Genomic DNA, 13386 nt, shown 5'->3' with positions numbered 1-13386 from the left:
CGTTAGCCGGGGGAAGCCAATCAAGGGGACCAGTTTTGCATATCGTATCGCTCGCACTCGGCGGCTGCCTGAAAGGCGAGCCGGTCCGGTACGGGATCACCGAAGATACGGGGGGGCACATCACCTACATCCTGGGCGAGATGGAAGCGCTTGCCCGGCGCGGCGATGTGGAAATGGCGGAAGTCATTACACGGCGGTTCGACGATCCGCGGCTCGGCGCGATCCATGCCGAGGCCGAAGAATGGCTTGGTCCCAAGCTGGTCATACGGCGGATCGACAGCGGCAACCGGCGCTATCTGGCGAAGGAAGCGCTGAGCGCCGACCGCGCCGCCTTTACCGAAGCGCTGATTGCGGAGCTGGGGCAGCGCGAGCGCTTGCCCGACCTCATCCACGCGCATTTCGCCGATGCAGCGGATGTGGCGCGCAAGGTCGAAGACGCGCTGGGCATTCCTTTCATCTACACTGCGCATTCGCTCGGCATGGACAAGCGCATGGCAATGCCTGCGCCCAGCGCCGCGCTCGAGGGGCGGATCGCGGAAGAGAACCGGGCGATCGCGGGTGCGCGGGCTATCATTGGCTCGTCGCGCGACGAATGCGAACGGCAGCTTGCGGCCTATCCTTCGGCCCGGATCGGCAAGATCCATCGCCTGATCCCGGGGATCGACCGCAGCGCCGCGGGCGGGGAAATCTCGTCGGCGATCGAACTCGTTTCCCCATTCCTGCGCGAACCGATGAAGCCCGTGGTGCTGGCGATCGCCCGCCCCGTCCACAAGAAGAATCTCGTCCGGCTGGTCGAAGCCTTCGGCAAGTCGCCTACGCTGCGCGAACAGTGCAATCTGGTGGTTCTCGCCGGGCTGCGCGACGATCTGCAATCGGGCGAAGCGGAGCAGCAGGATGTGCTGCGCGGTCTCGTCGATGCCATCGACCGCCATGATCTCTACGGCAAGGTCGCCTATCCCAAGTCGCACACGCGCCAGCAGGTCAAGGAACTCTATACTCTCGCCGCCCGGACGCGCGGCGTGTTCGTCAATCCGGCGCTGACGGAGCCCTATGGCCTGACATTGGTCGAGGCTGCGGCGCATGGCGTTCCCGTCGTCGCCACCAAGATCGGCGGCCCGCAGGACATCGTCGGCGAGCTCGAGCATGGGTTGCTGGTCGACCCGGGGAGCGAGAGCGAAATCGCCGAAGCGATCGAGCGATTGGTGACCGATCGCCGACTGTGGGAAACCTGCTCGCACAATGGACAGGCCAACAGCCGGGAGGTCAACTGGGATGCCTATGCGGGCGGCTTCATGGCAATCGCCAGGCAGGTCACCGCGCCCGCCACCGCGCTGCGCCCGAGACCTGCCCATTTGCTGGTCAGCGATCTCGACAACACGCTGACCGGGTGCGACCGCGGCGCGCTGCGCATCGGGCAGTTCTTCCAGCGGCAGGCGCAGTTCGGCTTCGTCATCGCCACCGGTCGCTCGATCGTCGAAGCGCGGCGGCTGGTGCGCGACTGGAAACTGCCCGATCCGCGCGCCTGGATAACCTCGGTGGGTACCGAGATCTATGTCGAACGTGGCGGCGATCTCGTGCTCGACACCGACTATGCCGACGGCATCGGCTATGAATGGCACCCCACTGCCATCGACGATGCGCTGGACGATCTGCCGGATTTGATCCCGCAGGCGAGCTACGAGCAACGCCCCTTCAAGCGCAGCTACTTTGCCAACTCGCCCGGGATGGCGGCGCAGGTCGAGGACCGGCTGCGCAGCCACGGCATTCCGGCGCGCGTGGTGTTCAGCCACGACCGCTTGCTCGATGTCCTGCCCCCCATGGCAGGCAAGGCAGCGGCGATGGGCCATGTTGCCCGCATGTTCGATGTTCCGGTCGAGCAGGTCTTCGCGGCCGGCGACAGCGGCAATGACGAGGATATGCTGACTGCCTGCCAGAACGCGATCATGGTCGGCAATCACGCGGCCGAGATCGCCGCCTTGGCGAGGCGCCCCAATGTCTATCTGGCGCGGCGCAGCCACGCAGCCGGCACGCTCGAGGGCATTCTTGCACAGCACCGCGCGCAGCGACTTCGCGAGCGCCGGGATACGAGGATTTCAGCATGAGCATGACCGGACCCATTGGCTATTTCGTCCATCACCAGGGGCGCGGCCATGCCGAGCGCGCGGCGGCGATCGCCAATGAACTGATCGGGTCGCGCGGCGTGACGCTGTTCTGCGCGCGGGACGACATCTTCCCCGTGCTCGACGAGCGGATCGAAATCCGGAAAATCCCCTCGCTGTTCGAACCCACCGGGCAGGAAGCGCCCGCCATGGCAGCGCTGCCGATGCCCGAGACGGTTCACTGTGCCCCGCTCGGCTGGCCGACGATTACCGATGCCTTTGCCGCGCTTTCGGGGTGGTTTGCGCAGGCCCGCCCAGCCCTCTTCGTGACCGATGTCTCTGCGGAACTGGGCCAGTTGGCGCGGCTGTGTTCGGTGCCGCATGTCGCGGTGCTCCAGCATGGCGAGCGCGGCGATGCAGGGCATCTCGCGGCCTATGACAGCGCGGTCGGCCTGCTGGCTCCCTATTCGGAACGGATCGAGCAGCACGACCGCCCTGCCTATCTGCGCCGCAAGACGCAGTATGCCTCGGGCGTAGGGATCGACTGTTCGCCGTTCCCCGCCAAGCGCGAGGCGCGGCGCAAGCTCGGACTGGGCGAGGAGGACGACATCGTGCTGGTCATCGCCGGCGGCGGCGGGGAAGGTACCCCGTCCACTCCGCTGACGCTGGGCGCGCGCGCCGAGCCCGAGGCCCGCTGGATCACCATCGGCAAGGTCCGTAGCGAATGGCACGAGACCCCACCGGGCAATCTCGAGCATCGCGGCTGGGTCGAAAACCCGCGCGACTGGATCGCCGCGGCGGACCGCGTTGTCTCGTCCTGCGGAAATACCACCGTCCATATGGTGCTGGCAGCGGGCAAGCCCTGGGTCGTCATTCCTGAATGGCGCTACTTCGATGAACAGTTCTGCAAGGCCGAAGTGCTCGATCGCGAAGGCTTGGCGGCGGTCTCCCGCCACTGGCCTTCGCACCCAGCCGCGTGGGAGCGGCTGTGGACGGCCGCGGCGCTGATCGATGTCGAACAGCAGCGGGCGATCATCGAACCACGCCCGGCCCAGGCCGCAGCGGCCTGGCTCGACAGTCTCGCGGCCGAGCTGTGGCGGGGGACGGAAGGCAAGCCCGCGCTGGAGATTGTGGCATGACGATTTCGGTATGTACGCTCGCGCATGGCCGTGAGGACCATCTGCGCAATCTGGTCAGCGGATTGAACCATTCGCGCCGCCCGCCGTGCGAACTGGTGGTCGCGGTCATGCAGGATAATCGCTACGATCTCCCCAGCACGAGCTTCCCGGTCCGGCAGGTATTGCTGGGCAGCAAGGGCATCTGCCTCGCGGAGGCAAGGAACACGGCTGCCGAACATGCGCGCGGCGAATTGCTGATCTTCCTCGATGTCGACTGCATCCCCGCGCCGGGATTGATCGAGGACTATGCCGCCGCCTCTGCCTTCAACGAAGGCGTGCTGATGGGCGAGGTCGGCTATCTCCCACAGGGCGCGACCGAGCATGGTATCGACTATGCGCAGTTCGAACGGCTCGCGGTCACGCATCGCGACCGCGCCGGTCCGCCGCGCGGAATGGTCGGGCACTGCGGCGACTACCGCTGCTTCTGGTCGCTCAATTTTGCGCTGCCCGCCGCAACCTTCCGCGACCTCGGCGGGTTCGATCCGCGCTATCTCGGCTATGGCGGCGAGGATACCGATTTCGGTCGCACGATTGCGGCGCATGACGTGCCGCTGTGGTGGGCGCGCGGGGCGAAGGCCTATCACCAATATCACAAGCATCACATGCCGCCGGTGCACCATCTCGACAGCGTGGTCGCCAATGCGCAGATCTTTGCCGAGAAATGGGGCGAGCCAACGATGCAGCACTGGCTTCGCGCTTTCCGCCTCATGGGGCTGATCGAGCCCGATGGAAACGGCGGCTGGATCAAGCTGCGCGAACCGGGCGAAGCGCATTTTGCACTCACCCGGCAGCAGGAACACCAGCCCTATGCGAGCAGTTCGGTCGTGCTCGAAGAGCTCGAGGCCCAGGCAAGCCGCGGCAAAGAAGCGAGCCGCGCACCGGCGATGACCTTGGCATAGCAACGCTCGTAGCCTGTGATCATCGCTCCGATCGAGAGCTGGCTGGTCGCCCGTTCGCGGCACGCGGCGCGATCGATCGAACCAAGCCTCCGGATGGCGTGCGCCAGCGCGCCGACATCGCCGCCTTTGACCAGGATCCCGCAGTCTCCCACGACTTCGGACAGCGCCCCGCGATTGAACCCTGCGACGGGTGTGCCGCAGGACAGCGCTTCTGCCGCCACCAGGCCGAACGGTTCGTCCCACAAGGGCGTGACCAGCGCGCCCCGGGCCTGCGCGACTTCCTGTCGCAAGTGTTCGGCGCTGCGGTGTCCGTGAAATTCGATTCCCCCGTCAAGGAACGGTTCTACCTTGGCGGCGAAATAGGCAGCATCCTCGACCGGCCCGAAAATCTTCAGCCGGGCCCGCGCCTTGCGCGCCGCCTGGATCGCTTCGGCCAGTCCCTTGTCGGGGACGATGCGGCCCACCCATGTCAGATAGTCGCCCGGATCGCCCGCGGGCACCCAGCGATCGGTATCGATACCGTTGGGGATCACCTCGAGATCGGGACACCCGCGATCGGCCCATAGGGATTGCTGGTCATGCGAGGTCACGGTGAAGCCGATATTCGGCTGCGCGCGCGCCGCTTCCACGGCATCGAACATCGTCCCGAAGGGCGGGACGTGCTGCGAGGTGACGCAGGGAATCCCCGCTTGCGCGCACCAGGCGATGATCTCGGGAAACAGCGAGTTGTTGTGGACCACATCATACCCGCCCCCGCCGATCTTCAGCAGCACGCGCTCGAAGGCGGCACGCTGGTAGGCGGCGAGTTCGCTGGTGCCGCGATAGACGCGCCAGGGCAGCACCTCGTCATAGGGCGCCGCGCAGATCGGTACCAGATTCTCGTCATGCGACCCTTCGGCGGCGAACAGATCGACCTCGTGTCCGGCTGCGCGCAGCCCGCGGCACAGCATGTCGCAATGCGCCTCCATCCCGCCGCCGAAGGGTTCGGCGATGGCATGGCGGATATGGGCGAGGACCGCGATTTTCATGGGCGGATCGGGCTGTTGAAAGACATGACAGGCAAACGCACCATGAGCCGCGCTTCGGCAAAGCTAACATTTATGCAATGTGCTACCGGAACGGCCGACACCGCATTGCATTTTGTCGACAGGAGGACATGATGGCGCTCACCGACGAGCTGGACCGCTATCCCAAGACTGGACGGTTCCTGACCGGGCGCTTGCGGCACGACATGAGCGATGCCGAGAAGTCCGAACTCGAAGGTCTGGTCGCGCGGACGCTGACGCTGCAAGACGGCGAGCGGCTGATCGCGCGCGGCGAGGAATGCGATTGCTCCACGCTGCTGATCGACGGCTTCATCCTGCGCACGCTGGAAAGCGAGGACCGGCGCTATGCGGTGAGCTTTCACGTGCCGGGGGATTTCGTCGACCTGCATTGCTTCGCGCTCAAGCGGCTCGATCACAACATCGATTGCGTGGGTTCGGTGAAACTCGGCCAGGTGCCGCATACAGCGATCGCGGAGGTGATGGCGAACCGCCCGCATCTGGCGCGCCTGTTCTGGTTCTCGACCCTGCTCGACGCGGCGATGCATCGCGAATGGATCATGAAGCTCGAACAGCTCACCGCACCCAAGCGCATTGCGCATATCTTCGCCGAAATCTGGCGCCGGCTCGAAATGGTCGGCATTGGCTATGCCGATGGCTTCGAGACCCCGCTGCGGCAAAGCGACATTGCCGACATGTGCGGTGCGACCTCGATCCACACCAACCGCGCGCTGGCCGACCTCAGGAAGAACGGGCTGGCCGATTTCCAGCGCGGCAAGGTACGGATTGCGGACCGCACGAGGCTGGAGGCCTATGCCGGCTTCAACCCCGATTACCTCTATGGCGACGGCGCCTTGTCGCTGCGCGAATTCGCGTGAGCCAGCGCCCCAATCGCTTCGTGTTCGTCGCCGGGCTGCATCGGACCGGAACGAGCCTGCTGGCGCGTATTCTCGGCGCGCATACGGCGGTCGGCGGCATCGAAGGCACGCCGGTGCCCGAGAACGAGGGATGCTATCTGCAGGGCGGTATCCCGCATACCGCATGCGATGGACGGCCGGGGCACTATGCGACCGACCCGCACCAGCATCATACCGAAGGGTCGCGCTGGAATACTCTGGAAACGCAGCAACGTATCCTGTCGGACTGGTCGCCATGGCTGGACCGGGGCAAGCCCTGGTGGCTCGAAAAATCGCCGGTGAACCTCACCCGGATGCGATTGTACCAGCAGCTGTTTCCGACCTCGCAATTCGTCGTGATCCTGCGCCATCCCGAAATGATGGCGGCAGCGCTGGCGAAATGGGTCGATCACGAGCCGGATGCGCTCATCCGCTATGCGCTCGACGCCTATGACCTCGTGGCCGGGGACCTGCCTTTCCTGCATGCCGCGCTGGTCATTCGCTACGAGGATCTCGTCGCCCGCCCCGATGTTACGCGGCAGGCGCTGTTCGCCTTTCTCGATTGCGAGGATCACGACCCCGGCATCGCACTGCGCGATGGCAATGCCGACTACGCAGCCGCATACCGCGCGACCGGCGACCTTGCCGGGCGACTCACAAACTGGGGCTACGGCGCCGGCGGAAAGGTCGCGGGCTTCACCCCGCTCTGCGCGCATCCCCTGCGCCGGGTCGAGGAAGCAACCGTGCGGGTCTTGACCGCGCAAGCGGACGAAAAATGATGCCCGGGCGCAAAAAGAACAGAAAGCTAACATGCGTTAATAGACGGTGTTTGCGCGACTTGCTTTACCGCGCGCGATGAACGGGACCACCGAACTCCTGGGAACGGCAAGCTTCCCCCTGACCGGCAATTTCCTCGCCGGACGCCTGCGTCACAACCTCAGCCTCGACGATCTGCAATATATCGAGGGGCTGGTGGAGAGCGTCGAGGAGCATGACGACGGTGCGCGTCTGCTGTCCCGCGGCATCAAGACCGATCGCAGCACGATCCTGATCGAGGGATACATCTTCCGCACCATCGAGAGCGGCAACAAGCGGTTCATCACCGGCGTCCATGTCCCGGGCGATTTCGTCGACCTGCATGGCTTTGCACTCAAGCGGCTCGATCACAATATCGACGCGGCGGGCAAGGTGAAGGTGGGTTCGGTCAGCCATGAGACGCTGCGCGCGGTGATGCGCGATCGGCCGGGCGTCGCGCGGGCAATGTGGTTTGCCACACTGCTCGACGCGGCGATCCATCGCAAATGGATCCAGACGCTGGAGCAACTCGACGCGCCGCGGCGCATCGCGCATCTCTATGCCGAATTGCATACCCGGCTGGAACTGGTCGGGCGCGGCGTGACGCGCGCGCTGCGGACACCTTTCACCCAGTTCGACATGGCCGATATGTGCGGGGTGAGCGCGATCCACGCGAACCGCGCCGTGGGCAAGTTACGCGAGCTGGGCATTGCCGAAATCCGGCGCGGCGATCTGTACACCCGCGACTGGGCCGCGCTGAAACGCTATGCGCAGTTCGACCCCGATTACCTTTACGGCGACGGGCCGCTGAAGGTGAAGGAAGACTGGGACTAGTCTTTCAGGTCATCCGGGCAGTGAACGTCGGACAATGCCTCGGCATCGCCCCAGCGCACATCCTGGCGCGGGATCACCGACAGCTCGCCATTGGTTTCCAGCACCACCCAATTGGCATCGGCGTTGGCGGTGATACCGTTCTGCCGCAATGCGGACCTGATCTCTTCCTCCGAAATCCGCGTACGCTCCATCGCGTCGCGCAGATAGTCGCCCTTGTGCGTCAGCAGCGTTGGCTCGGCCTTGACGACGTCGGCGGCGGTCTCGCTTTGCTGGACCATCCGCGTGGTCAGATACTGGCAGGCTGCCAGCACGATGATCGCGGTCACCGCATCGAGCGTCGCGACATTACGCAGCAGGATGCCGCTCGCAGCCAGGCTGCCGACCGCGACATTGATGATCCAGTCGAAATTGTTGAGCTCGCTGGTCGTGCGCTTGCCGACCAGGCGCACCATGATGATGATCAGGACGTAGAAGAGAAAGGCATTGCCGGCGATTTCGAGCATCCGGGGCCAGCCGGACCAGAAATTGATGGCCTCAGCCACTCGCGCTCACCTCATAGTCGATCGGCCTGAACGATCCGCCGTTGGAATCGTAGGCCGAACAGGCTGTCAGGCCGATGATCAAATCCATCTCCGCGCGCATGACGATCGTGTCGCCCGGCTCGCTCAGCGGCGGCTTGACCGTCAGCACACCGCTGTCGCCATCGACCGGGACGTTCATGAACAGGTTGAACGCGGTCGGAATGTCGTCCGGCCCGATGCCATAGGGCTCCAGCGCCTCGGCCAGATTGCCGAAGCAGCCGCGATGGAGCGGCTTGTCTGGATAGAAATGCCGGAACGTGTCTTCCGAACACGGGGTCAGCAGGAAATCATGCCGTTTGACCGTATCCGACGTGATCGTCAGCATCGGGTTCGACCGGTTCGACCACAGGCGGTGCCCCCGCCCGAGCCGGATGGTTTCTTCATAATCGAAGGTGCGCCCGTTGGAGATGACTTCGCGGACGTCCTGCGCGTTATAAGCCAGCAGGTCGGAAACCTGGCTGCCTTCGGGATCGCAGACGGTGAGCTGCGCGCCTTTCGGCAGTTCGAACGCCACGCCGCTGCGCGGTTCTATGCGGTTCATTGCTTCTCCATTCGGGGATCGCGGAACGGGCAGGTCCAGTCGTCATCGACGGCCCGGCCGCTATATTGGCGCGCTTCGCTGCTCTCACCGTGGCGGGCGAGCATCGGGTTGATATCGCCTGCCAGAGTGCGGTCGCGCTCGAGGATCGCCTCGCGCATGCGCTCGTACCGCCCGTCCTCGCGCAGCGCTTCGAACTGGTTGTGCAGGTTGAAGACCATCGTCGGATAGGCAAAGCGCCGCGCCGGGCGCGAGGCATGCGGGTGCAGGCCGACGACGAAATAGGCTTCGCCGCCAAAGCTGAGCGAAAAATGCGGATCGGTCGGATCGGGGCTGACGCTGGGGTCGTAGCTCTGGCCGAGCCATTTGTCCTTTTCGGCAAAGGACTGGAGCCGTTCCCACAACAGGCTTTCATATTCGCTCTCGTCGAGCGAGCCAGGTTGCTCGAACACCACCGCCATGCTGCGCAGGCCCTCGGGATCGTTGCGGTACCGCTCGGCCCATTCGATCAGCCGGTCGTGGATCCGCAGATCGTCCCAGCCGCTGCGCATGTCGTGCGCGACGAGCACGTCGAGCAGGTCGCGCGCCTGGGCCGATTTTGCACCGACGCAGGGGAACGCCGTATCGGCGATATGCGCGCGGAACTGTGCTTCGATATCGCGGGCGACGCTATCGTCGACCGCCAGAACGCCGGGTTTCATTGCGACGACACTCCTTCGGGCACGAATTGGAGGCTGGTGTCCTTCGTGCGGCCCATCGACCAATTGGCTTGCAGGCGAACCTTGGGATTGGGGGCGCACCAGATCTCGCCCGACCCGTCGAGCGCGGTGACCCAGATCAGATTGTGTTCGACCCCATAGTCGATCACGGCAAAGGCCAGCCCCGCACCCTTGTCGGTCACCAGCACCGGAAGCGGTGGATTGAGTTGCGTGAACACCGGAAACCTCGCGTTAAGCCCATCAGACGGCCGCAGGGCCCGCGCGCCGCGCCAGCCCCACGTATGCAACACGCGCCCGATCGGACGCGCGTATCACTACCGGCCCAACGCATTTGCGCGCTCGTTGATCCGAGACTGACATGCGTTAGCTTGCACCCGGAACGGGTAGGCACCCGTACCGCGAGGCCACCCGGAACGAGGGTGAAGGCCGTTTGGCTTTCCCCGTCCGCCGCGCTAGGCCGCGCGCAAACCGATATCGAAGGACGGGTTTCATCACGCCATGATCAGCGACGACAGGATTATTCTCGGGCTGCTCGCCCTGGTGCTCGGCTTCGTTTTCGCCACGCGCGACCGACCCGGCTGGCAGCGCTTCTACATCTTCGTCCCGATCATCCTGGTCTGCTATCTCGTCCCCAGCCTGATGACGACTTTCGGCCTGATCGACGTGTCCGAGAGCAATCTGTGGCCGGTGGCGAAAGATTATTTCCTGCCTGCCGCGCTGTTCCTGATGACGCTGTCGATCGACATCAAGGGGATCCTCGGTCTCGGCAGCAAGGCGATCGTCATGTTCCTGACCGCCACGGTGGGCATCGTCCTCGGCGGGCCGTTGGCACTGTGGATCGTGGCGCAGTTCGAACCTTCGATCATCGGTTCGGGCGATACCGCCGCATGGCGCGGGCTGGCGACGCTGGCGGGAAGCTGGATCGGCGGCGGCGCCAACCAGACCGCGATGCTCGAGGTCTATGGCTACCCGCTCGAAGGCTTCGCCGCGCTGCTGGCGGTGGACATCATCGTCGCCGAGATCTGGATGGTGTTCCTGCTCTATGGCGCGGGCGCGCATGAGCGCGTCGACAAGTGGCTGGGCGCGGACAGTTCGTCGATTGCCCGGCTGCGCGACACGATGGCCGATTACACTGCCAGCATCGAACGCGTCGCCAAGGCCAATGACTATGTCCTGCTGTTCGGCGTGACCTTCGCCATCGTCGGGCTTGCGCATCTGCTCGGCGGCTGGCTGGGCGGCTGGTTCGCCGCGATGCAGGGCGAGGACGCCACGCTGGCGAGCGAATTCTTCTGGGTCGTGGTCATCGCCACCACCGCGGGGCTCGCCGCCAGCTTCACCCGCGCCCGCGAGCTGGAAGGGATTGGCGCGAGCAAGTTTGGCGTGTTGTTCATCTTCCTGCTCGTGGCGGTGATCGGCACACGGATGGACGTGACCAAGATTACCGATGCGCCCGCTTTCATGGCGATCGGCTTCATCTGGATGCTGTTCCACGTCATCCTGCTGCTGAGCGTGGCGAAGATCATCAAGGCGCCGTTCTTCTTCGTCGCGGTGGGCAGCAAGGCGAATATCGGCGGCGCGGCGTCGGCGCCGGTGGTGGCGGCGGCGTTCCACCCCGCGCTGGCCCCGGTCGGCGTGCTGCTGGCCGTGCTGGGCTATGCGCTGGGGACCTATGGCGCGATCCTGTGCGCGCAGATGATGGCCGGCGTCGGCTAGCCGCGCGCGGCAAAGGTTTCACCCGATACCGGTTGCTTTCGGACCTTGCGCGCGTATGGGCCGTTGCAAAGAAAAGAGAGGAACTTTCATGCGTCAGCTTGACCATTTCATCGTCGGCGGAGCGAGCGCTCCCGCGGCCCGCACCCACAAGATCTGGAACCCCTCTACGGGCGAAGTCCAGGCCGAGGTTCCGTTGGGCGATGCCGCCTTGCTCGACCGCGCGGTCGCCGCCGCCAAGAAGGTCCAGCCCGAATGGGCGGCCACCAATCCGCAGCGCCGCGCGCGGGTGATGTTCGAATTCAAACGGCTGGTCGAAGCCAACAAGCAGGAACTGGCCGAACTGCTCGCCAGCGAACACGGCAAGGTCGTGGACGATGCGCATGGAGATGTGCAGCGCGGGCTCGAGGTCATCGAATATGCCTGCGGCATCCCGCAGGCCTTGAAGGGCGAATATTCGCAAGGCGCGGGCCCCGGCATCGATGTCTATTCGATGCGCCAGCCGCTGGGCATCGGCGCGGGCATAACCCCGTTCAACTTCCCCGCGATGATCCCGATGTGGATGTTCGGCATGGCGATCGCGGTGGGCAACGCCTTCATCCTCAAGCCGTCCGAACGCGATCCCAGCGTGCCGATCCGGCTGGCCGAACTGTTCGTCGAGGCCGGCGCGCCCGAGGGGCTGCTGCAAGTGGTCCACGGCGACAAGGAAATGGTCGATGCGATCCTCGACCACGAGGATATCGCCGCGGTCAGCTTCGTCGGGTCGAGCGATATCGCGCATTACGTCTACAAGCGCGGCGTCGCTGCGGGCAAACGCGTCCAGGCGATGGGCGGCGCCAAGAACCACGGCATCGTCATGCCCGATGCCGATCTCGACCAGGTGGTGGGCGATCTCGCCGGGGCCGCCTTCGGCTCTGCCGGCGAACGCTGCATGGCGCTGCCGGTGGTCGTGCCCGTGGGCGAGGACACCGCCGAGAGGCTGCGCGAAAAGCTGATCCCCGCGATCAATGCGCTGCGCATCGGCGTTTCGACCGATCCCGACGCGCATTACGGCCCCGTCGTCACGCCCGAGCACAAGGCGCGGATCGAACAGTGGATCGACACTGCCGAGCAGGAAGGCGCCGAAGTGGTCATCGACGGCCGCGGCTTCACGCTGCAGGGCCACGAGAAGGGCTTCTTCGTCGGCCCGACGCTGCTCGACCGCGTGACCACCGACATGGAAAGCTACCGCGAGGAAATCTTTGGACCGGTCCTGCAGATCGTACGCGCCGACGATTTCGAGCATGCACTGCGGCTGCCGAGCGAGCACCAATATGGCAATGGTGTCGCCATCTTCACGCGCAACGGCCATGCGGCGCGCGAATTCGCGCACCGGGTGAATGTCGGCATGGTCGGGATCAACGTTCCGATTCCCGTCCCCGTCAGCTATCACAGCTTCGGCGGATGGAAACGTTCGGGCTTCGGCGACACCGACCAGTATGGCCAGGAAGGCCTGAAGTTCTGGACCAAGGCCAAGAAGGTCACCCAGCGCTGGCCCGATGGCGGCGGCGACGGATCGAACGCCTTCGTCATCCCCACGATGGGGTAAGCGCCGCGCCAGGCGAACTTGGGAGAGAAACGATGAACCGCACACTGTTCCCCGCCACCCTGCCGCTGGTCCTCTTGCTTGCCGCCTGTTCGGGCGGGTCCGACGATGCGGGTGAGCCCGAGCCTGCCGAAACGATGATGCCGGTCGAACCCGATGGCGGGATCGGCGACGGCGCCGGACCTCCCGGACCCGTCGTTGCAGAAACCATCCCCGCCGCTTTCCGCGGCGTGTGGGACTATGTCGAGGGAAGCTGCGATCCGGCTTCCGACCTGCGGGTCGAGATCGGCCCGAAGACCATGCAATTCTACGAATCGCATGGCGATGTGACCGGGGTCGAAGTCGGCAGCCCGCGGGACATCGTCGTTTCGCTGGCGATGGAAGGCGAAGGCGAAACATGGGACATGGCGCGCAAGTTCACGCTCACGGACGGTGGACGCACGCTGACGTCCGCGCCTGTCGGGGAAGAGCAATTCGAACCGATGCCGCTCAAGAAATGCGAATAGGAG

At 65.0% G+C, this 13386-nt stretch carries 14 protein-coding genes; 9 read left to right on the top strand and 5 right to left on the bottom strand.

Annotated features, from left to right (window positions below; all coding sequences use genetic code 11):
• Positions 1–35 precede the first annotated feature (35 nt).
• Genes VWN43_RS01820 through VWN43_RS01810 form a run of 3 tightly spaced genes read left to right on the top strand, consistent with a single transcriptional unit; the run spans position 36 to position 4176 of the window.
• Positions 36–2102, top strand: a complete 2067-nt coding sequence (locus VWN43_RS01820; RefSeq protein WP_320180886.1) for an HAD-IIB family hydrolase — start codon at positions 36–38, stop codon at positions 2100–2102.
• 2 nt (positions 2103–2104) lie between these two features.
• Positions 2105–3238, top strand: a complete 1134-nt coding sequence (locus VWN43_RS01815) for a hypothetical protein (protein WP_320180887.1) — start codon at positions 2105–2107, stop codon at positions 3236–3238.
• Entirely contained in the window at positions 3235–4176 is a 942-nt protein-coding gene (locus VWN43_RS01810; protein WP_320180888.1) for a glycosyltransferase family 2 protein, read from the top strand. The genes VWN43_RS01815 and VWN43_RS01810 overlap by 4 nt, the downstream gene beginning before the upstream one ends.
• Here VWN43_RS01810 and VWN43_RS01805 read toward each other — a convergent pair.
• Positions 4083–5204, bottom strand: a complete 1122-nt coding sequence (locus tag VWN43_RS01805) for a glycosyltransferase family 4 protein (RefSeq protein WP_320180889.1) — start codon at positions 5202–5204, stop codon at positions 4083–4085. The genes VWN43_RS01810 and VWN43_RS01805 overlap by 94 nt on opposite strands.
• A gap of 128 nt (positions 5205–5332) precedes the next feature.
• Between VWN43_RS01805 and VWN43_RS01800 the strand changes: the two genes are divergently transcribed.
• The 3 genes from VWN43_RS01800 (at position 5333) to VWN43_RS01790 (ending at position 7744) form a co-directional block, all read left to right on the top strand.
• Positions 5333–6097, top strand: coding sequence for a Crp/Fnr family transcriptional regulator (locus VWN43_RS01800; RefSeq protein ID WP_320180890.1), 765 nt, complete (start codon positions 5333–5335; stop codon positions 6095–6097).
• Complete coding sequence (locus VWN43_RS01795; protein WP_320180891.1) at positions 6094–6894, top strand: sulfotransferase family protein; 801 nt, start codon at positions 6094–6096, stop codon at positions 6892–6894. The genes VWN43_RS01800 and VWN43_RS01795 overlap by 4 nt, the downstream gene beginning before the upstream one ends.
• A 76-nt stretch (positions 6895–6970) precedes the next feature.
• Positions 6971–7744, top strand: coding sequence for a Crp/Fnr family transcriptional regulator (locus tag VWN43_RS01790; protein WP_320180892.1), 774 nt, complete (start codon positions 6971–6973; stop codon positions 7742–7744).
• Here VWN43_RS01790 and VWN43_RS01785 read toward each other — a convergent pair.
• Genes VWN43_RS01785 through VWN43_RS01770 form a run of 4 tightly spaced genes read right to left on the bottom strand, consistent with a single transcriptional unit; the run spans position 7741 to position 9800 of the window.
• On the bottom strand, positions 7741–8286 hold the full coding sequence (locus VWN43_RS01785) for a DUF421 domain-containing protein (RefSeq protein WP_320180893.1): 546 nt from the start codon (positions 8284–8286) through the stop codon (positions 7741–7743). The genes VWN43_RS01790 and VWN43_RS01785 overlap by 4 nt on opposite strands.
• Positions 8279–8866: an urea carboxylase-associated family protein gene (locus VWN43_RS01780; RefSeq protein WP_320180894.1), complete on the bottom strand. Its 588-nt coding sequence runs from the start codon at positions 8864–8866 to the stop codon at positions 8279–8281. The genes VWN43_RS01785 and VWN43_RS01780 overlap by 8 nt, the downstream gene beginning before the upstream one ends.
• On the bottom strand, positions 8863–9564 hold the full coding sequence (gene gntA, locus VWN43_RS01775; RefSeq protein WP_253519435.1) for a guanitoxin biosynthesis heme-dependent pre-guanitoxin N-hydroxylase GntA: 702 nt from the start codon (positions 9562–9564) through the stop codon (positions 8863–8865). The genes VWN43_RS01780 and gntA overlap by 4 nt, the downstream gene beginning before the upstream one ends.
• A complete protein-coding gene (locus tag VWN43_RS01770; protein WP_253519439.1) occupies positions 9561–9800 on the bottom strand; it encodes a hypothetical protein in 240 nt (79 codons plus the stop codon). The genes gntA and VWN43_RS01770 overlap by 4 nt, the downstream gene beginning before the upstream one ends.
• A gap of 280 nt (positions 9801–10080) precedes the next feature.
• Between VWN43_RS01770 and VWN43_RS01765 the strand changes: the two genes are divergently transcribed.
• The 3 genes from VWN43_RS01765 (at position 10081) to VWN43_RS01755 (ending at position 13383) form a co-directional block, all read left to right on the top strand.
• The gene (locus tag VWN43_RS01765) at positions 10081–11295 is read left to right on the top strand and encodes a DUF819 family protein (RefSeq protein ID WP_320180895.1); all 1215 of its coding nucleotides are present in this window, start codon (positions 10081–10083) and stop codon (positions 11293–11295) included.
• An 88-nt stretch (positions 11296–11383) separates the two neighbouring features.
• A complete protein-coding gene (locus tag VWN43_RS01760) occupies positions 11384–12880 on the top strand; it encodes a CoA-acylating methylmalonate-semialdehyde dehydrogenase (RefSeq protein WP_320180896.1) in 1497 nt (498 codons plus the stop codon).
• Positions 12881–12912: 32 nt separating this feature from the next.
• Positions 12913–13383, top strand: a complete 471-nt coding sequence (locus tag VWN43_RS01755) for a hypothetical protein (protein WP_320180897.1) — start codon at positions 12913–12915, stop codon at positions 13381–13383.
• Positions 13384–13386: the final 3 nt, after the last annotated feature.

Source organism: Qipengyuania sp. HL-TH1 (assembly GCF_036365825.1).
Classification (GTDB): domain Bacteria; phylum Pseudomonadota; class Alphaproteobacteria; order Sphingomonadales; family Sphingomonadaceae; genus Qipengyuania; species Qipengyuania profunda.
This window is presented reverse-complemented; position numbering and strand designations above follow the sequence as displayed.

What these genes read in the sequence shown, in the direction of transcription:
- VWN43_RS01815 (WP_320180887.1), top strand. Translation starts at nt 2,105, where the DNA reads ATGACCGGACCCATTGGCTATTTCGTCCATCACCAGGGGCGCGGCCAT.
- VWN43_RS01810 (WP_320180888.1), top strand. Translation starts at nt 3,235, where the DNA reads ATGACGATTTCGGTATGTACGCTCGCGCATGGCCGTGAGGACCATCTG.
- VWN43_RS01805 (WP_320180889.1), bottom strand. Translation starts at nt 5,204, where the DNA reads ATGAAAATCGCGGTCCTCGCCCATATCCGCCATGCCATCGCCGAACCC.
- VWN43_RS01800 (WP_320180890.1), top strand. Translation starts at nt 5,333, where the DNA reads ATGATGGCGCTCACCGACGAGCTGGACCGCTATCCCAAGACTGGACGG.
- VWN43_RS01790 (WP_320180892.1), top strand. Translation starts at nt 6,971, where the DNA reads ATGAACGGGACCACCGAACTCCTGGGAACGGCAAGCTTCCCCCTGACC.
- VWN43_RS01780 (WP_320180894.1), bottom strand. Translation starts at nt 8,866, where the DNA reads ATGAACCGCATAGAACCGCGCAGCGGCGTGGCGTTCGAACTGCCGAAA.
- gntA (WP_253519435.1), bottom strand. Translation starts at nt 9,564, where the DNA reads ATGAAACCCGGCGTTCTGGCGGTCGACGATAGCGTCGCCCGCGATATC.
- VWN43_RS01765 (WP_320180895.1), top strand. Translation starts at nt 10,081, where the DNA reads ATGATCAGCGACGACAGGATTATTCTCGGGCTGCTCGCCCTGGTGCTC.
- VWN43_RS01760 (WP_320180896.1), top strand. Translation starts at nt 11,384, where the DNA reads ATGCGTCAGCTTGACCATTTCATCGTCGGCGGAGCGAGCGCTCCCGCG.
- VWN43_RS01755 (WP_320180897.1), top strand. Translation starts at nt 12,913, where the DNA reads ATGAACCGCACACTGTTCCCCGCCACCCTGCCGCTGGTCCTCTTGCTT.